Origin of the sequence: Thalassobaculum litoreum DSM 18839 (assembly GCF_900102465.1) — a bacterium.
In the GTDB taxonomy this organism is placed as follows: Bacteria; Pseudomonadota; Alphaproteobacteria; order Thalassobaculales; family Thalassobaculaceae; genus Thalassobaculum; species Thalassobaculum litoreum.
Window position 1 is genome coordinate 155,076 of sequence record NZ_FNBW01000006.1, and the last position, 17,424, is coordinate 172,499.

The following is a 17,424-nucleotide window of genomic DNA, read 5'->3' on the forward strand; positions in this document are numbered from 1 at the left end:
CCGCCCCATCGGACCCTATCGGATCGCGCTGCTGCGCGACCCGATCTCGGTGGCCTGACGGAGGACGCGGCTCAGGCGGGCGGCGTGTCCGTCTTCATGTGCAGGACGCGCTGCGGGAACGGGATCTCGATGCCGGCCGCGTCGAGCGCTTCCTTGACCGCCTTGTTCATCGCCCATTTGCACGGCCACAGGTCGGCGGCGTTCACCCAGAAGCGCAGATTCAACGTGATCGCGCTGTCTCCGAGCTCCATCACCATGACCTGCGGGGCCGGATCGGCCAGGGCGCGGCCGTCGGCCTCCAGGGTGGCGGTCAGCACCGCCATCGCCTTGGTCAGGTCGACGTCGTAGGCCACGCCCACCGGGATATCCAGGCGGCGGGTGGCGTAACGCGAATAGTTGGAGATGTCCTGGCTGAAGATCGCCGAGTTCGGCACCACGATGTAGACGTTGTCCGGGGTGGCGAGCTCGGTGTTGAACAGCCCGACCTCCTTCACCGTGCCGCTGGCGCCGCCGGCGTCGACGTAGTCGCCGACCTTGAACGGCCGCAGGAACAGCAGCATCACGCCGGCCGCGACGTTCGACAGGGTACCCTGCAGCGCCAGGCCGACCGCCAGGCCGGCGGCGCCGAGGACGGCGATGATCGAGGCGGTCTGCACCCCGAACTGGTTCAGCACCGCGATCAGGGTGATCGCCAGGACCAGATAGCCGACCACGGCGGCGAAGATCGGCCGCACGGTGTCGTCCATCCAACGGACCCGGTTCAGCGCCCGGCGGGTTCCGGCCCGCGCCCAGCCCGCCAGGATCCAGCCGACCACCAGGATGGCGATGGCGCCGAGCACCTCCAGGCCATAGGTGGTCAGGATCTCCGTCACCTGGTCGCGAAGTTCAATCAGGTCTACGTTCACGCATCGCTCCTAACACTCGTGACTGCCGGTCCCGAGTTCAGTCCCACCTGAAGATCAGCCCGTTATACGTCGGCCCGCGCCTTCAAGTCATCCGCGAGGGCGTCCGGGATGGTGATGCCGTCGGGCGCCGCCGCCCGTTTCGCCAGGCGGCTGTCGCCGGGCAGGCGGGTGCCCTGCTGCTTCAGGATCTCGGCGAACATCTCCTCCGAGCGCGCCGCGAAACCGGTACCCCCGCCGAAGGCCTCGGGGTCCATCAGCAGGATCAGGTGGCCGATCGACGGCGGCGCGCCGGTCGGCTCGAAGAAGGAGGAGCCCTGATAACCGAAATTGGAGCCGGTCAGCGCGCCGCAGAGCAGCTCGATCATCAGGCCGAGCGCGGCACCCTTCGCACCGGCGCTGCGTCCGCCCAGCGGCGCCATGGAGCCGACCAGGGCGGCCTCGGCGTCGGTGGTGATGGCACCCTCGGCATCCAGCGCCCAGTCGTCGGGGATCGCCTCGCCCTTCTTCGCCGCCAGCACCACCTTGCCGCGGGCGACGGTGGACACCGACAGGTCGATCACCAGCGGCGGCCGGCCGTCGGTGCGCGGCGCGGCGAAGGCGATCGGGTTGGTGCCGTAGAGCGCGGTCTTCCCACCCCAGGGGGCGATCGCCGCCGGGGTGTTGGAGAAGGCGAGCGCCACCAGGCCGCGGTCGGCCGCGTCCTCAACGTGGTGGCCGGCGACGCCGAAATGGTGGCTGTGCTTGATCGAGACGGCGGCGATACCGGTCTCGCCGACGAACTCGGCTGCGGCGTCCAGGCCCGCGCGGATCGCCGGGAAGGCGAAGCCGATATGGCTGTCGACGTCGAGCACCGCCTGGGCGCTGCGGGTCACGGTCGGCCGGGCATGGCCGTCGACCTTGCCGTTCATCGCCTGTTCGGCATAGGGCGGGACCCGGGCGACGCCGTGGCTGGAGATCCCGTCGGCCTCGGCGCGCAGCAGGGCATCGGCGACCACGCCGGCGATATCGGGCGCCACATTGGACTTGATGAAGACGTCGGCCATGAGGGCGCGCAGATCGGCGGGAGCGAAGGTCGCCACGGGGTTACTCTCCTGTTCGGACATCGGGGAAACACGGCGGAAACGCCCTGAAACCGGCTTGAAACGAAGCTAACATTTATCACCTAGCCGTGATACGTCAGGGCCAATTAAGCAAGACTCGGGCGGGGCCTCTGAGGGTACCGTCCGCGCGCGTTCCGTCCGGTTTGGGGGGCGGGACATGCCTGGAGGAGGACGCCGACCGGTCGGCAAGCACCGGCAGCGACGCCTCGGCGACGACGATCGCTTTGACGAGACACGCCCGGATCGACCGGTGCCGTGATGCTGAAAACGATGGAGTGACCCATATGACTCTCAAGATCGGCCAGACCGCCCCGAATTTCACCGCGAACACCACCGAGGGTGAGATCTCCTTCCACGACTGGATCGGCGACAGCTGGTGCGTGCTGTTCTCGCACCCGAAGGACTTCACCCCGGTCTGCACCACCGAGCTCGGCTACATGGCCCGGATGAAGCCGGAATTCGACAAGCGCGGCGTCAAGATCATCGGCCTCAGCGTCGACAACGTCGACAACCACGCCAAGTGGGCGATGGATATCGAGGAGACCCAGGGCGCGAAGCCGAACTATCCGATGATCGGCGACACCGACCTCAACGTCTCCAAGCTCTACGGCATGCTGCCGGAGGGGGCGGGCGAGACCTCCGAGGGCCGCACCGCGGTCGACAACGCGACGGTCCGCAACGTCTTTGTCATCGGCCCGGACAAGCAGGTGAAGCTGATCCTGGTCTACCCGATGAGCACCGGCCGGAACTTCGACGAGGTGCTGCGGGTGATCGACTCCATGCAGCTCACCGCCAAGCATCAGGTGGCGACGCCGGTCAACTGGAAGCATGGCGACGAGGTCATCATCGTGCCGGCGCTGAAGGACGAGGATGCCAAGGCGAAGTTCCCGGGCGGCTGGCGCGCCGAGAAGCCCTACCTGCGCTACGTCCCGCAGCCGAAGTGAGCTGACGCTCACTTCGCCCCGGAGACGATCCGAGGCCATGAAAGAACGAACAGGGCCGGTGCGGACGACGCGCCGGCCCTTTTTCTTATAGACGTGTTCCCGTCCCGGATCTGGTCCGGGACGGGAACACGGGGAGGGTACGGTCGGGTGAGATTTCTCGAGCTCTCCACCCACGCTTCACTCCCCGGATTTATTCCGGGGCCCACAGGTCCGCTTGTTCGCGCATTACCGCGTCATCTCGAACGCCCGTGCGGTCGATGGGTGGGCCCCGGAATAAATCCGGGGAGTGATAGAAGGAAAGGGAAAACGCCCTTCCCTCAGATCGCCCCCAGCCCCTTCAGCGCCGCCTCGATCGCTTTCTTCTGCTCGGCGCTCGCCGGCGCCATCGGCTGGCGGGGCAGGCCCGAGGGCACGCCCTGGAGCGCCTGGGCGTATTTCGTCGCCGCCGGCAGGTTGTCGTGTGGCAGCAGCGCGTTCCAGGTGCGCAGCAGCTTCCAGTGCAGGTCCAGCGCCGCCGCATGGTCGCCCGCCTTCACCAGGTCCCAGAGCTTCACTGACGCGCCAGGTGCCGCGGCCAGGATCGCGGCGATCGAGCCGTGGGCGCCCATGGCATAGGACGGGTACATCAGCGCATCCACCGCGCTGAAGATCGACTTGCCCGGCTTCACGTCCATCATCAGGTCGGCGAACAGCTTCAGGTCGCCGGCCGACTGCTTGACCCCGATCACCTGCGGCACTTCGTCGAAGATCCGCAGCAGCAGGGCCGGTGAGAGATAGGTCCAGGGCACCACGTTGTAGATGATGATCTTCTGTCCGGTCTCGCCGGCCATGGTGCGGAAATGCTCCACCATGTCGTCGTCGGAGGGCCGGAACAGGTAGTGCACCGGCGTCACCTGCAGGGCGGCGGGGTTCAGGTCGGCCACCAGCCTGCCCCGGCGCACCGCCTCCCGCGTGCTGTCGCAGATGATCCCGGCGACCACGGGTACGCGTCCGGCGGCCGCCTCGGTGGCGGCGGCGAGCAGGTCGCGGGTCTCCTCGGCATCGAGGGTGTGGCCCTCGCCGGTGGAGCCGCCGACCGCGACGCCGGCCGCGCCCTGCTTGATCAGCCAGTCGATCTGCTTAGCCGCGGCGCCGAAATCGATGGCGCCGGCGGCGTCGAAGGGGGTGGTGGATGGCGGAATGACGCCGGCGAGCTCGGCCATGGGATCTCCTCCTGAACGGGGTCCGGCGCGTTCTTCATTGCGGAATAGGGCGGCCGGTACCGGAAACGATGTCCGGAATACTCGGCGCATCTTGCGCGGCGGAGAACGATGGCGTTCCATCAATTCCGATATCCGGAACAGCTCCCGATGGCGTTTGCCCGATGAAGTCCCTGCGCAAGACCTCCGCCGTGCTCGACTGCTTCACCCGGGAGGACCGCCGGCTGACCCTGGCGGAGATCGCCGCGCGCACCGGCCTGCCGAAGACCAGCGTGCATCGCCAGCTCGCCGCCCTGCGCGAGATCGGCTTCCTGGTTCAGGACGGACGGCGCGACGCCTACCGGCTCGGCTTCCGGCTGCTCGCCCTGGGCGGCGTGGTGCTCGCCGATATCGACCTGATGAGGCATGCCCGCGCCCCGGCGGAGACCCTGGCCAACCAGAGCGGCGAGGCCGTCCATATCTGCGTGTTCGACGGCCGCAACGTGGTGTCGATCGAGCGTCGGGAGATGGAGGCGGCGAGCAACGAGATCGTCCGCATCGAGCGCGAGCCGCCGCACTGCACCGGGACCGGCAAGGCGATCCTGTCCACCCTGAGCGACGCCGATGCCGACCGGTTGCTGGACGATCTGCCGAGCGACGGGGCGCTGCCCCGCTTCGGGCCGAACACGATCACCGACCGGGTCCGGCTGAGGCGCGATCTGACGGTCTGCCGGGCGCGCGGCTACGCGGTCGACGACGAGGAGCGCAATCCGGGCGTGCGCTGTGTCGGTGCGCCGATCCGCCGACACGGCCAGGTGGTCGGTGCGATCAGCGTGACCGGCCCGGCCGCCCGCTTCCCCGACGCAAGGCTGCCGGTGCTGGCGGAGATGGTGATGGCCACGGCGGCGAAGATCGGGCTCAATCTGGAGCGGTGAGGCCCAAGGACGGTCGGGCCCCGGGCTGATATGCTGAGCGGTCTCGCAGGGAAAAACTGGAGCAGCCCCATGCCCGGCACCGTCATCGTCGCGAACCATTACCAGAACGAAAACTGCCATCCGGACGGGAAGGTGAAGGTCGGCATCGCCGCCGATGCCGACTGGCGCTGGCAGCGGCTTGACAGCGCCAAGCGTCTGTTCGCGGGAGCCCGCGCGGCGGGCGTGCCCATCGTCCATGTGCGGCTCGCCGTCGATCCGGAGTATCGCGACGTCATCGTGAACACGGCGCTGATCCGCGAATGGCTGGAATTGGGTGCGTGGAAGGAGGGGACCTGGGGCACGGAGTTCGTCGACGGTCTCGGTCCGATGGCGGGCGAGCATGTTGTCACCCATACCCGCAACAGCGGGTTCCAGGATTCGACGCTCGCCCAGGTGCTGTTCAAGCTCGGGGCCCGGCACCTGATCTGCTGCGGCGTGTCGACGGCCTATACGGTGGAGGGCACGGTGCGCCACGCGGCCGATATCGGATATGAGGTGACCGTGGCGTCCGACGCCTGCTCGACCGCAACGGAGGCGCAGCACGATGCGGCCCTGGCGGCGATGAGCGTGCTGGCGGAGATCAAGTCGGTGGACGCGATCCTGGCCGCGCTCTAGACCATTCGCCTACGAACGAACACCGGGAGACGGTCGCCATGCGGACACAGGTTGCGATCATCGGCGGCGGGCCGGCGGGGCTGCTGCTCGGACAGCTGCTGCATCTGGCGGGGATCGAGACCGTCATCCTGGAGCGGCAGTCGCGCGACCATGTGGAGGGGCGGATCCGCGCCGGCGTGCTGGAGCAGGGGACGGTGGATCTGCTGGTGGAGGCCGGCGTCGGCAGCCGGCTGAAGGCCGAGGGTCTGGTCCATACCGGATTCGACATCTGCATCGACGGCGCCCGCCACCGCATCGACCTGGAACACCTGACCGGCGGCAAGACCGTCACGGTCTACGGCCAGACCGAGGTGACCAAGGACCTGATCGCCGCCCGCCTCGCCCAGGACGCGCCGCTCGTCTTCGAGGCGGCGAACGTCGCTCTGCACGATATCGATACCGACCGGCCGAGGGTCACTTACGAGAAGGACGGCGTCACCCACACCGTCGAGTGCGCGGCCATCGCCGGCTGCGACGGCTTCCACGGGGTGTCGCGCAAGAGCATCCCCGAGGGCGTGCTGCGGACCTACGAGCGGGTCTATCCCTTCGGCTGGCTCGGCATCCTGGCCGACGTACCGCCGGTCAGCCACGAGCTGATCTACGCAACCCACCCGGTGGGCTTCGCGCTGGCCTCCATGCGCAGCGAGACCCGCAGCCGGTATTACATCCAGTGTCCGCTGGAGACCGACGTGGCCGACTGGCCGGACGAGCGGCTCTGGGAGGCCCTGAAGACCCGGTTCGGCGAGGCGGCCGGGCAGGCGATGCGGACCGGCCCGTCGATCGAGAAGAGCGTGGCGCCCCTGCGCAGCTTCGTCGCCGAGCCGATGCGCCACGGCCGGCTGTTCCTGGCCGGCGACGCCGCGCATATCGTGCCGCCGACCGGCGCCAAGGGTCTGAACCTCGCCGCGGCCGATGTGCGCATCCTGTCCTGGGCGCTGATCGACCTGTTCAAGGGCGGCTCGACCGCCGGGATCGACGGTTACAGCGCGGCCTGCCTGGCGCGGGTGTGGAAGGTGCAGCGCTTCTCCTGGTGGTTCTCCACCCAGCTCCACCGGTTCGACAACGAGCCGGAATTCGAGCGCCGGGTGCACCGGGCGGAGCTCGAATACCTGATGGAGTCGGAAAGCGCGCAGAAGACCCTGGCGGAGAACTATGTCGGCCTGCCCTTCGTCGATCCCAGGACCGCCGCCTGACGATTCCGGCGGTTGCCATTCCGGGACGGGCGATGTCCGATAGCGGCCCACCGAACCGGAGCCTCTGCCATGTCCGTCGCCGACCTGATCCCGAAGACCGCCACCGAGATCGTCTCCCTGCTGAAGAACGGCGAGGTCACCACCGGCGACCTTCTGGACGCGCTGGAGCAGCGCATCGAGGCGGTCGACGGCACGATCAACGCCCTGCCGACCCTGTGCTTCGACCGGGCCCGCGACCGCGCCTCGGCCGCGTCGAAGGACAGCGTGCTGGCCGGGCTGCCGGTGGCGATCAAGGATCTGACCGCGACGCAGGGCGTGCTCACCACCTACGGCTCGCCGATCTACAAGGACAACGTGCCCGACAGCTCCGACATCCTGGTGCAGATGCTGGAGGCCGAGGGCGGGGTGGTCTACGCCAAGGCCAACACCCCGGAATTCGGCGCCGGGGCGAACACCTTCAACGAGGTGTTCGGCCGTACGGTGAACCCCTGGAACACGTCGCGCAGCGTGGCCGGGTCGTCCGGCGGCTCGGCCGCGGCCCTGGCCTCGGGCACGGCATGGTTGGCCTCGGGCTCGGATCTCGGCGGCAGCCTGCGCAACCCGGCCAGCTTCTGCGGCATCGTCGGCTTCCGCCCGACCCCCGGCCGGGTCGCCCACGGCCCCTCCGATCTGCCCTTCGGCTCCATGTCGGTGGACGGACCGATGGCGCGCAACGTACCGGATGTGGCCCTGATGCTGGACGCCATGGCCGGCGAACACCCGGTGGATCCGATGTCGCTGGCCCGGCCGGCGGAATCCTTCACCGACGCGGTCAAGGCCAAGCGGATGCCCAAACGGGTGGCGCTGAGCACCGATCTCGGCGGCATCACGCCGGTGGACAAGGAGGTCGCCGCCATCGTCGAGAAGGCGGCCAAGGTGTTCGAGGACATGGGCTGCATCGTCGAGGAGGCGAGCCCCGACTTCACCGACGTCCAGCTCGTGTTCCAGACCCTGCGTGCCATGCAGTTCGCCGCCGGCAAGAAGGCGCTGCTGGAGAAGCACCGCGATCTGCTCAAGCCCGAGGTGATCTGGAACATCGAGAAGGGTCTGGAGCTCACGATGGACGAGATCGCCCAGGCGGAACTCGCCCGCGGCCGGCTGTACCACCGGGTGGAGCAGTTCTATCGGACCTACGACCTGGTGCTGTCGCCGGCGACCATCGTGCCGCCCTATCCGGTCGAGCACCGCTATGTGGAGGCATGCAACGGCCACACCTTCTCGAACTATATCGAGTGGTGCACGGTGGCCTATGCCTTCACCTGTGCGAGCTGTCCGGCGCTGTCGGTGCCGGCGGGCTTCACCGCCGACGGGCTGCCGGTCGGCCTGCAGATCGCCGGCAGGCCGCGCGGCGAGGCCGACCTGCTGAGTGCCGCGGCGCTGTACGAGACTGCGGCGGGGATCAAGTCGGGCATCCCGATCGACCCGCGCGCGGGAAGCTGAAACCCCGCTTCTGTTCCGTCTCCAAGGCCGCGCGCCGGGGCCGAGGGTGACGGCGTGCTGGAGCGTCGGGCGAAAGCCTTGGGCGGTCCAACACGCTGAGGCCTGGATCCCGGGTCAAGCCCGGGAAGACGCGAAGGGAAAGTGTGGGGCTCGGCGTCCGCTCCACCACTCCCCCTCGCACTCCCCGGAACAGGTCCGCGGAGTAACGGAAGAGGGAAGCGCCCCCTCGGATCAGGTGAAATCCACCGTCACCGTGCCCAGCGGGCCGTAATCCGCCACGATCTTCTCGTTCGGCTGGGCCGGGTACGGCGGGGTGGTCGAGCCCGTGGTCACGTATTCACCGGCCGCGATCGACTTGCCGTGCTTGGCGAGCTCGTTCACCAGCCAGGCGGTCACCGCGTAGGGGCCGTTCTCGACATTGCCGCCCTTGCCCTCGCGCACGGTCTGGCCGTCGGCGGTGAGCGTGACGGCGAGGTCGAGCAGGTTCATGTCCGTCGCCCCGTCGACCGGCGCGCCCATGATCCAGAAGCCGTGGGCGCCGTCATCTGCGATCAGCGAGGCGCCGCCCGCCTTGGTCCAGCCGGCGCCGAACGGGGTGTCGACGATCTCGATCGCCGGCAGCACCGCGTCCACCGCGTCGATCACGTCCTCCTCGGTGACGGTCCGCTTCAGCCCGTCCAGCGGCTTGCCGAAGCGCAGGGCGATCTCCGGTTCGATCACCCGGATATACATGTCCTTGCTCGGGAAGGCGGCCGGGCTCTCGGTGGTCATGGTGGAGAGCAGCACGCCCCAGAACATGTCCGGCAGACCCAGCAGCTCGCGCGCGCCGGCATTGGTGGCGCCGATCTTGTAGCCGATGGACACGGCACCGTCGGCGGCCCGCATCTCGATCACTTCGGCCTGGATGGCGTAGCCGTCCTCGAGCTCCTCCGGCTTCTGGCCGTCGGGCAGGGCGTCCAGGGTTGCCTTGCGGGCCCGGTGGTCCTGGAGCGTGGCGGCGGCGGCTTTCACCATGTCTTCGGGCATCGGCATCTCGGCACTCCCTTGGGTTGTTGTTCCGCTTACGTACGACGGAGCACGGGGTATGTCACCCCGGCCTATGACCTGGGAACCGCCGCGCCGAAGAAAAGATCGCCGGCGGAGATCGCCCGCAGCGAGCCGTCGGCGGTGAGGATCTCGGCCCGGCACTGCGCGTCGAGGCCGCGCAGGGTGCCGGCGACGTCGTCGGCCGGATCGTCGGTGATGCGGGCAACGATGGGACCGCCGATCCCGGCCAGATGTTCCATGACCGACGACCGGATCGCCGGCAGGCCGCCGGCCAGATAGGCCGCAAGCCGGCGCTCGAAATGCCGTGCCAGATCGTGCACCGCCCGGTCCCGGTCGATATCCGTCGCACCCTTGGCGGCGAGGTCGGCGGCGGCGTAGAGCTGGCCGGTGGGCGGGGAGGAGACCAGGTTCACCCCGATGCCGCAGATCACCCAAGGCCGGCCGTCCCGCTCGCCGCTCTCCAGCAGGATGCCGGCCAGCTTGCCGCCGTCCACCAGCACGTCGTTCGGCCATTTCAGCGCGACCGGTACATCGGCCGGCAGGGCGGCGCGGGCGAGGTCGAGCACGGCCAGTCCGCAGACCATGGACAGCCCCCATACCGGCGGCCAGTCGGGCGTGGGAAAGGCGATGCGGCTCCAGTACAGGTTGCCGGGCGGGCTGGTCCAGCTCCGCCCGCGCCGCGCCCGTCCGCCGGTCTGCTCGCGCGCGGTGACGATGGTACCCTCGGTGAGGCGTCCGTCGGCGATCCGTCGCCGGGCTTCCAGGTTGGTGCTGTCGACGGTGTCGAGATCGATGATCGGGGCGCTCATGGAGGCCGGATCGCACGGACCGGTGGTCCGATCAAGCCGGATCGCCCTCGCTTGAGGCGGCCCGGCCCCGCCTGTATAGTCCGCGCGGAAAATTTCGCGCTGCAGCATAAGCGGTGGAAGAACCCGGGAGAGGGACGGCATGAGCGATGCGAATGGCGGGGATGTCGGCCAAAAGGAAGTTGGCCAGTACTTCCTCGAGGACCTCACGGTCGGCATGACGTCCGACTACGACCGTGTGGTGACCGAGGACATGATCGAGCAGTTCGCCGAGGTCTCCGGCGACCACAACCCGCTGCATCTCGACGAGGAGTATGCCAAGACCACCATGTTCAAGGGCCGCATCGCCCACGGCATGCTGGGGGCGGCGTTCATCTCCAAGGTCTTCGGGACCCAGATGCCGGGCAAGGGCTCGGTCTATATCTCCCAGACCCTGCGGTTCCTGGCGCCGGTGCGGATCGGCGATACGGTGACGACCACCGTGGAGGTCGTGGACATCAACCCCGAGAAGAAGCGGGTCGCTTTCCGCTCGCGCTGCCGGGTCGGGCGCACCGTCGTGATCGACGGCGACGCCACCATCCTGGTGCCGTCGCGCGCGGCGAGCCAGGCGGCCTGACCGGCGGAAAGGCAGTCCTGTGGAAATCCTGCGTTCGCTAGAGGCCGTGGAGCCCCGCCATCGGGGCTCGGTGGCGGCCATCGGCAATTTCGACGGCGTGCATCTTGGGCATCGGGCGGTTATCGGCGAGGCGGCCCGGATCGCCGGCGACCTGCACGCGCCGCTGTCGGTGGTGACCTTCGAGCCGCACCCGCGCCAGTTCTTCCAGGCCAACCTGGACCCGTTCCGGCTGAGTACGTCCAAGGGCCGGGCGACCCGGCTGGAGGATCTCGGCGTCGACACCCTGTTCGAGCTGCCGTTCAACCAGGAATTCGCCCAGCTCAGCGCCGAGGCGTTCATCGACGACGTGCTGCTCGGCCGGCTCGGCCTGCGCCATGTGGTGATCGGCTACGACTTCAATTTCGGCCACCGCCGGCGCGGCACCCCGGACATGCTGGTGGAGCGGGCGTCCCAGAAGGGCTTCGCCGCCACCAAGGTCGCCGCCGTGCACGAGAGCGACGGCGCGGTCTATTCCTCGTCGCGCATCCGCCAGTGCCTGATGGAGGGCGATCCGCGCGGGGCCGCCTCGCTGCTCGGCGCACCCTGGGAGATCACCGCCACCGTCGAGGAGGGCGACAGGCGCGGCCGCACCATCGGCTTCCCCACCGCCAACCTGCGCCTGGGTGACCTGCTCTGCCCGCGGCTCGGCGTCTATGCGGTGCGCGCCATGCTGACCGGCGGCGAGGGATCGGGCACCTGGATGCCCGGCGTGGCCAATCTCGGCCTCCGGCCGACGGTCAACGACCGGGGTGTGCTGCTGGAGGTCCACCTGTTCGACCGGGAAATCGACCTCTACGGCCGCGATCTCCGTGTGAGATTGGTTGACTTTATCCGGCCGGAGCGGAAGTTTGGCGGCCTGGACGAGCTGACGGCGCAGATCGGTGCCGATGCGGCTCAGGCGCGGGAGCTTCTGGGGCATTGATCATCCCTGTGGTCCCGGCTCCCCAACGACACGGACGTTCGAGATGACGACGGACTACAAGAGCACGGTGTTCCTGCCGAAGACGGATTTTCCCATGCGCGCCGGCCTGCCGAAGCGCGAGCCGGAGATTCTCGCCTGGTGGAAGGAGATCGATCTCGACCGGCGCATCCGCGAGGTCCGCAAGGGCGCGGAGCCGTTCATCCTGCATGACGGCCCGCCCTATGCGAACGGCCACCTGCATATGGGCCACGCGCTGAACAAGATCCTGAAGGATCTGGTCAACCGCACCCAGCACATGGCCGGCAAGCGCACCCATTATGTTCCGGGCTGGGACTGCCACGGCCTGCCGATCGAGTGGAAGATCGAGGAGGACTACCGGTCCAAGGGCAAGGACAAGGACGCCGTGCCGGTGGTCGAGTTCCGCCGCCAGTGCCGCGAGTTCGCCGACCAGTGGATCGACACCCAGCGCGAGGAGTTCAAGCGCCTGGGCGTGACCGGCGACTGGGACCACTACTACACCACGATGACCTTCAAGGCCGAGGCGCAGATCGCCCGCGAGATCGGCAAGTTCCTGATGGACGGCAGCCTGTACAAGGGGGCGCGGCCGGTCATGTGGTCGGTGGTGGAGAAGACCGCGCTGGCCGATGCCGAGATCGAGTACCACGACCACACCTCGACCACGATCCATGTGCGCTTCCCGGTGATCAAGCCGGGCAACCCGGCGCTGGACGGCGCGGCGATCGTCATCTGGACGACCACCCCCTGGACCATGCCGGGCAACCGCGCCGTCGCCTATGGCGATGACATCGACTACGTGGTGGTCGAACCGACCGAGGTGGCCGAGAACAGCCTGGCCGTGGTCGGCGAGAAGCTGGTGGTCGCCCGCACCCTGCTGGACGACTTCAAGGCGCAGACCAAGGTTACCGCGCTGAAGGAAGTGGCGAGCCTCAAGGGCGCCGACATCGCCGGTACGGTCTGCGCCCATCCGCTGCGCGGCCAGGGCTACGACTACGACGTGCCGGCGCTGGCGGCCGATTTCGCCACCGACGACGCCGGCACCGGCTTCGTGCACATCGCGCCGGGCCATGGCGCCGACGACTTCGTGCTGGGCAAGGCGAACGATCTGGAGGTGCCGCAGACCGTCGGGGACGACGGCGTGTTCTACGACCATGTGCCGATCTTCGCCGGCATGCACGTGCTCGAGGACAACATGAAGATCGCGGCCATTATCCGCGACCATGGCGGCCTCGTCGCGCGCGGCAAGGTCAAGCACTCCTATCCCCATTCCTGGCGCTCTAAGGCGCCGCTCATCTTCCGCAACACCTCCCAGTGGTTCATCTCCATGGAGACCACCGGGCTGCGGGACAAGGCGCTGAAGGCGATCGACGAGACCCGCTTCGTGCCCGCCGCCGGCCAGAACCGGCTGCGCGGGATGATCGAGACCCGGCCGGACTGGTGCATCAGCCGCCAGCGCGCCTGGGGCGTGCCGATCCCGGTCTTTACGTCCAAGGAGACCGGCGAGCCGCTGCGCGACCAGGCGGTGATCGACCGGGTGGCCGAGGCGTTCGAGAAGGAAGGGGCGGACGCCTGGTTCTCCAGCGACCCGTCGCGCTTTCTGGGCCCCGATCACGACCCGAAGGATTACGAGCAGGTCTCCGACATCGCCGATGTCTGGTTCGACAGCGGCTCGACCCATGCCTTCGTGCTGGAATCCGAGGACGAGGCATGGGCCGATCTGCCCTGGCCGGCCCAGCTCTATCTGGAAGGCTCCGACCAGCATCGCGGCTGGTTCCACTCCTCCCTGCTGGTCGGCTGCGGCACCCGCGGCCGGGCGCCCTACGAGGCGGTGCTGACCCACGGCTTCATCAACGCCGAAGACGGCCGCAAGATGTCGAAGTCCCTGGGCAACGGCGTCGACCCGCTGGAGGTGATCGAGCAGAGCGGCGCCGACATCCTGCGGATCTGGGTGGTCAGCTCCGACTTCACCGAGGATCTGCGTGTCGGGCCGGGCATCCTGAAGCACGCGGTCGACCATTACCGGCGGCTGCGCAACACCCTGCGCTACGTGCTGGGCGCGCTGGACGGCTACTCCGCGTCGGAGGCGCTGCCGGCCGAGCGCATGCCCGAGCTGGAGCGCTGGGTCCTGCACCGGATCTCGGAGATCGACGCGGTGGTGCGCCAATGCACCCACGATTTCGACTACCACACCATGTTCCTGACGCTGCACCAGTTCTGCGCCAGCGACCTGTCGGCCTTCTATTTCGACATCCGCAAGGACTCGCTGTACTGCGACGCGCCGCAGAGCGACCGGCGTCGGGCCGTGCGCACGGTGATGAATACCCTGTTCGAGTGCCTGACCACCTGGCTGGCGCCGATCTGCTGCTTCACCGCCGAGGAAGCCTGGCGGGCGCGCAACACCGGCGAATTCGACTCCGTGCACCTGCAGGCCTATCCGACCATCCCGGCCGAGTGGTGCGACGAGGCGCTGGCGGAGAAATGGGCGAAGATCCGCGCGGTGCGCCGCGTGGTCACCGGCGCGCTGGAGCTGGAGCGGGCGGAGAAGCGTATCGGCTCCTCGCTGCAGGCGGCCCCGACCGTCTATATGTCGGCGGCCGAGAAGGCGGCGTTCGAGGGCCTGGACGCGGCGGAGATCTTCATCACCTCCGGCGCCACCCTGAGCGAAGGCACGGGACCGGACGCGGCCTATCGCCTGTCGGACGTCGCCGGCGTCGCCTGCGATCCGACCCCGGCTGCGGGCGACAAATGCGAGCGCTGCTGGCGCGTCCTGCCCGAGGTGGCGGTCGGCGATCCGATCTGCGATCGCTGCGAGGATGCGGTCTCCGGCCTGGTCGACGCGGCCGAGTGAGCATCGCGGGATGAGGTCTGCGCTCACCCGTGGTCTGGGGCTCGGCGTCCTGGTCGTCATCGCCGACCAGGCCACCAAGCTGTGGGCGCTGTCGGCCCTGTTCGATCCGCCGCGCCGCGTGCCGATCCTGCCGTTTCTCGATTTCGTACCAGTCTGGAACCGTGGCGTCAGCTTCGGCCTGCTGGCCAACGACAGTCCGTGGGGGCCCTGGCTGCTCAGCGGCTTCGCCCTGCTGGTCTGCCTCTTCATGGGCGCCTGGCTGATGCGGGCCACGAGCTGGCCGCTGATCTTCGGCCTCGGCGCCGTGATCGGCGGGGCAGTCGGCAACGTGATCGATCGCGTGCTATATGGCGCCGTCGTCGACTTCATCGACGTGCACTATGGCGGTTGGCACTGGCCGGCCTTCAACATTGCTGATTCTGCGATTACCTTAGGCGTCGGCCTCTTGCTGCTCGATGCCTTCGGCATCGGCACCCGCAAAGGGGAGACCGAGGGAGGACATGAAAACGATGGGTGAGACCGCCGACCGGGCGCGCACCGTGGGGCGCGCTGCCCGCATCGTCCCGGCCGCCGTGCTGGCGGTCATCATGGCCGTCGGCCTGGGCGGCTGCGGCCAGCTGCGCGACGCGCTGGGCCAGACCAAGGATCCGCCGGACGAGTTCCAGGTGGTGGCCCGCGCTCCGCTGGCGCTGCCGCCGAACTACGACCTGCGCCCGCCGCGCCCCGGCACGCCGCGTCCGCAGGAGCGCTCGACCACCGATGCCGCCGCCGAGCGGATTCTCGGCCGGGCGGCGCGCGCCACGACCGCCAACCCGAACGCCGTTCCGGCGGCTCCGGTCGTTGTGAACTCGATCGGCGAGGCGAAGTTCCGCCAGCAGCTCGGCGTCGACCAGGCCGAGCCCGGGATCCGCGAGACCGTGGACAAGGAGACGGCGGACTACGTCTACGAGACCCGCTATCCGATCGATCATCTGCTGTTCTGGAAGGACGACCCGGAGCGGGGCGTGCTGCTGGACGCCAGCAAGGAGCAGCAGCGTCTGCAGGAGAACGCAGCCCTGGGGCGCAAGCCGAACGAGGGCGAGCTGCCGACGATCACGCGGAACCGCGAAGGCCTGCTGCAGCGGATCTTCTGATCCGATCTCGCTTCGACCGGCACGGACCCGGAAAAAAGGCCGTGCCGGTCGCGAAACCGCCATATTCCCCGCGTCGTATCGCCCGGTTTCCGGCATCCCCCACCCGACCAGAGGGTGCGGGATCTCCGGTTTCCGTCAGGGCGGTTTGACGAATGGATCGTGGGCCGCCATGTCTGACGCGTGCCTGCTGTCCGGACGGAGAAATTCGGCAATGCGATTTCCCTTAGCGACCCGTCGTCTTCTCGGCCTCCTGACCCTGCTTGTCGCCCTGGCCGTGCCGGCGCGCGCGGCGGTGTTCGACCCGACCACCTTCACCCTGGCGAACGGGCTTCAGGTGGTGGTGGTCGAGAACGACCGCGCCCCGGTGGTCAGCCACATGGTGTTCTACAAGGTTGGCGCCGCCGACGAGCCCAAGGGCAAGTCGGGCATCGCCCATTTCCTGGAGCACCTGATGTTCAAGGGCACCGATACGGTGGCCCCGGGCGAGTTCTCGGCGATCATCAAACGCATCGGCGGCCAGGAGAACGCCTTCACCTCCTACGACTACACCGGCTACTACCAGAACGTCGCCAAGCAGCATCTCGGCCGGATGATGGAGCTGGAATCCGACCGGATGGCCAATCTGAAGCTGCCGGCCGACCAGATCGCGCCGGAGCTCGAGGTGGTCCGCGAGGAACGCCGGTCGCGCATCGACAACGACCCGTCCTCGCTGCACGGCGAACAGGTCATGGCCGCCACCTATCTGGCCTATCCCTACCGCATCCCGATCATCGGCTGGGAGGACGAGGTCGCCGCCCTGACCCAGGAGGATGCCGAGGCGTTCTACCGGACCTGGTACGCGCCGAACAACGCCGTGCTGGTGGTCGCCGGCGACGTGACCCCGGACGAGGTGCGCCGGCTGGCGGAGCTGACCTACGGCCAGATCCCCGCCCGCGAGGTCCCCGATCGGGTCGCCCTGCGCGGCGGCGAGCCGGCGCAGCTCGCCGCGCGGCGGATCGAGGGCGCCCATCCCCGCGTCGATCAGCCGACCTGGTCGCGCCGCTGGATCGCCCCCGGCCAGGTCTGGGGCGACACCGACCTGGCGCCGGCCCTGGAGGTGGCGGCCGAGATCCTCGGTGGCGGGTCCACCAGCCGGCTGTACCGCGCCCTGGTGGTCGAGCAGGCCAAGGCGGTCTATGCCGGCGCCGGATACGGACCCTCCGGGCTCGGACCGCAGACCTTCGCCGTCTATGCCAGCCCCCGCGCCGACGTGAGCGTGGAAGAGCTCGAAGAAGCGATGGAGGCGGAGATCGCCCGCATGCTGCGCGACGGCGTCACCGCCGAGGAGGTCGAGTCGGCGGTCACGCGCATGAAGCGCAGTGCGGTCTTCGCCCGCGACGATTCCCTCGCCCCCGCCCGGCTGTTCGGGGCGGAGCTCGCCTCCGGCGGCACCATCGCCGATGTGGAGGAGTGGCCCGAGCGGATCGGGGCCGTGACCCCCGACGCCGTCGTGACGGCCCTGCGCGCGGTCATCGTCGACCCGCACTCCGTCACCAGCATTCTGCGCCCCGAGCCCCGGAGCTGAGCGC

16 protein-coding genes are annotated in these 17,424 nt (G+C 68.8%); 11 read left to right on the forward strand and 5 right to left on the reverse strand.

The window, feature by feature from the left end:
• Positions 1–71 precede the first annotated feature (71 nt).
• Together BLS34_RS11160 and BLS34_RS11165 are read right to left on the reverse strand one after the other, a co-directional pair.
• A complete protein-coding gene (locus BLS34_RS11160; RefSeq protein ID WP_028796237.1) occupies positions 72–905 on the reverse strand; it encodes a mechanosensitive ion channel family protein in 834 nt (277 codons plus the stop codon).
• 62 nt (positions 906–967) lie between these two features.
• A complete protein-coding gene (locus BLS34_RS11165; protein ID WP_093150299.1) occupies positions 968–1,984 on the reverse strand; it encodes an Ldh family oxidoreductase in 1,017 nt (338 codons plus the stop codon).
• A gap of 305 nt (positions 1,985–2,289) precedes the next feature.
• On the opposite strand from BLS34_RS11165, the gene BLS34_RS11170 reads away from it, so the two are divergent.
• Positions 2,290–2,949, forward strand: coding sequence for a peroxiredoxin (locus tag BLS34_RS11170; protein WP_093150520.1), 660 nt, complete (start codon positions 2,290–2,292; stop codon positions 2,947–2,949).
• A 317-nt stretch (positions 2,950–3,266) separates the two neighbouring features.
• On the opposite strand, the gene BLS34_RS11175 is transcribed toward BLS34_RS11170, so the two are convergent.
• Positions 3,267–4,151, reverse strand: coding sequence for a dihydrodipicolinate synthase family protein (locus BLS34_RS11175; protein WP_093150301.1), 885 nt, complete (start codon positions 4,149–4,151; stop codon positions 3,267–3,269).
• A gap of 161 nt (positions 4,152–4,312) precedes the next feature.
• On the opposite strand from BLS34_RS11175, the gene BLS34_RS11180 reads away from it, so the two are divergent.
• The 4 genes from BLS34_RS11180 (at position 4,313) to BLS34_RS11195 (ending at position 8,427) form a co-directional block, all read left to right on the forward strand.
• Positions 4,313–5,062 (forward strand): IclR family transcriptional regulator, encoded by a 750-nt coding sequence (locus BLS34_RS11180; RefSeq protein WP_175474188.1) that lies wholly within the window; start codon positions 4,313–4,315, stop codon positions 5,060–5,062.
• 69 nt (positions 5,063–5,131) lie between these two features.
• A complete protein-coding gene (locus tag BLS34_RS11185) occupies positions 5,132–5,716 on the forward strand; it encodes a cysteine hydrolase family protein (RefSeq protein ID WP_093150304.1) in 585 nt (194 codons plus the stop codon).
• A gap of 38 nt (positions 5,717–5,754) precedes the next feature.
• Positions 5,755–6,948, forward strand: coding sequence for a 4-hydroxybenzoate 3-monooxygenase (gene pobA / locus BLS34_RS11190; protein ID WP_093150306.1), 1,194 nt, complete (start codon positions 5,755–5,757; stop codon positions 6,946–6,948).
• Between the two features lie 69 nt (positions 6,949–7,017).
• Complete coding sequence (locus BLS34_RS11195; protein WP_093150308.1) at positions 7,018–8,427, forward strand: amidase; 1,410 nt, start codon at positions 7,018–7,020, stop codon at positions 8,425–8,427.
• 231 nt (positions 8,428–8,658) lie between these two features.
• Here BLS34_RS11195 and BLS34_RS11200 read toward each other — a convergent pair whose 3' ends face one another.
• Positions 8,659–9,459: a 2-keto-4-pentenoate hydratase gene (locus tag BLS34_RS11200; protein WP_028796245.1), complete on the reverse strand. Its 801-nt coding sequence runs from the start codon at positions 9,457–9,459 to the stop codon at positions 8,659–8,661.
• Between the two features lie 65 nt (positions 9,460–9,524).
• On the reverse strand, positions 9,525–10,283 hold the full coding sequence (locus tag BLS34_RS11205; RefSeq protein ID WP_175474189.1) for a biotin--[acetyl-CoA-carboxylase] ligase: 759 nt from the start codon (positions 10,281–10,283) through the stop codon (positions 9,525–9,527).
• A 139-nt stretch (positions 10,284–10,422) separates the two neighbouring features.
• Between BLS34_RS11205 and BLS34_RS11210 the strand changes: the two genes are divergently transcribed.
• The 6 genes from BLS34_RS11210 to BLS34_RS11235 all read left to right on the forward strand — a co-directional run bounded on the left by BLS34_RS11210 (position 10,423) and on the right by BLS34_RS11235 (position 17,420).
• Positions 10,423–10,896 carry a MaoC family dehydratase gene (locus BLS34_RS11210; protein ID WP_093150523.1) on the forward strand — a complete coding sequence of 158 codons (474 nt, stop codon included), beginning with the start codon at positions 10,423–10,425 and terminating at the stop codon, positions 10,894–10,896.
• A 19-nt stretch (positions 10,897–10,915) separates the two neighbouring features.
• The gene (locus tag BLS34_RS11215) at positions 10,916–11,857 is read left to right on the forward strand and encodes a bifunctional riboflavin kinase/FAD synthetase (protein ID WP_051245197.1); all 942 of its coding nucleotides are present in this window, start codon (positions 10,916–10,918) and stop codon (positions 11,855–11,857) included.
• A gap of 43 nt (positions 11,858–11,900) precedes the next feature.
• A complete protein-coding gene (gene ileS, locus BLS34_RS11220) occupies positions 11,901–14,723 on the forward strand; it encodes an isoleucine--tRNA ligase (protein WP_093150312.1) in 2,823 nt (940 codons plus the stop codon).
• A 10-nt stretch (positions 14,724–14,733) separates the two neighbouring features.
• Positions 14,734–15,240 carry a signal peptidase II gene (gene lspA, locus BLS34_RS11225; RefSeq protein WP_175474190.1) on the forward strand — a complete coding sequence of 169 codons (507 nt, stop codon included), beginning with the start codon at positions 14,734–14,736 and terminating at the stop codon, positions 15,238–15,240.
• Positions 15,224–15,856, forward strand: a complete 633-nt coding sequence (locus tag BLS34_RS11230) for a DUF3035 domain-containing protein (RefSeq protein ID WP_175474191.1) — start codon at positions 15,224–15,226, stop codon at positions 15,854–15,856. Before lspA ends, BLS34_RS11230 begins: the two co-directional genes overlap by 17 nt.
• 211 nt (positions 15,857–16,067) lie before the next feature.
• Positions 16,068–17,420 (forward strand): M16 family metallopeptidase, encoded by a 1,353-nt coding sequence (locus BLS34_RS11235; RefSeq protein ID WP_093150318.1) that lies wholly within the window; start codon positions 16,068–16,070, stop codon positions 17,418–17,420.
• The last annotated feature ends 4 nt before the right edge of the window (positions 17,421–17,424 follow it).

What these genes read in the sequence shown, in the direction of transcription:
- ileS (WP_093150312.1), top strand. Translation starts at nt 11,901, where the DNA reads ATGACGACGGACTACAAGAGCACGGTGTTCCTGCCGAAGACGGATTTT.
- lspA (WP_175474190.1), top strand. Translation starts at nt 14,734, where the DNA reads ATGAGGTCTGCGCTCACCCGTGGTCTGGGGCTCGGCGTCCTGGTCGTC.
- pobA (WP_093150306.1), top strand. Translation starts at nt 5,755, where the DNA reads ATGCGGACACAGGTTGCGATCATCGGCGGCGGGCCGGCGGGGCTGCTG.
- BLS34_RS11195 (WP_093150308.1), top strand. Translation starts at nt 7,018, where the DNA reads ATGTCCGTCGCCGACCTGATCCCGAAGACCGCCACCGAGATCGTCTCC.
- BLS34_RS11200 (WP_028796245.1), bottom strand. Translation starts at nt 9,459, where the DNA reads ATGCCGATGCCCGAAGACATGGTGAAAGCCGCCGCCGCCACGCTCCAG.
- BLS34_RS11185 (WP_093150304.1), top strand. Translation starts at nt 5,132, where the DNA reads ATGCCCGGCACCGTCATCGTCGCGAACCATTACCAGAACGAAAACTGC.
- BLS34_RS11210 (WP_093150523.1), top strand. Translation starts at nt 10,423, where the DNA reads ATGAGCGATGCGAATGGCGGGGATGTCGGCCAAAAGGAAGTTGGCCAG.
- BLS34_RS11235 (WP_093150318.1), top strand. Translation starts at nt 16,068, where the DNA reads ATGCGATTTCCCTTAGCGACCCGTCGTCTTCTCGGCCTCCTGACCCTG.
- BLS34_RS11175 (WP_093150301.1), bottom strand. Translation starts at nt 4,151, where the DNA reads ATGGCCGAGCTCGCCGGCGTCATTCCGCCATCCACCACCCCCTTCGAC.
- BLS34_RS11170 (WP_093150520.1), top strand. Translation starts at nt 2,290, where the DNA reads ATGACTCTCAAGATCGGCCAGACCGCCCCGAATTTCACCGCGAACACC.
- BLS34_RS11205 (WP_175474189.1), bottom strand. Translation starts at nt 10,283, where the DNA reads ATGAGCGCCCCGATCATCGATCTCGACACCGTCGACAGCACCAACCTG.
- BLS34_RS11230 (WP_175474191.1), top strand. Translation starts at nt 15,224, where the DNA reads ATGAAAACGATGGGTGAGACCGCCGACCGGGCGCGCACCGTGGGGCGC.
- BLS34_RS11180 (WP_175474188.1), top strand. Translation starts at nt 4,313, where the DNA reads ATGAAGTCCCTGCGCAAGACCTCCGCCGTGCTCGACTGCTTCACCCGG.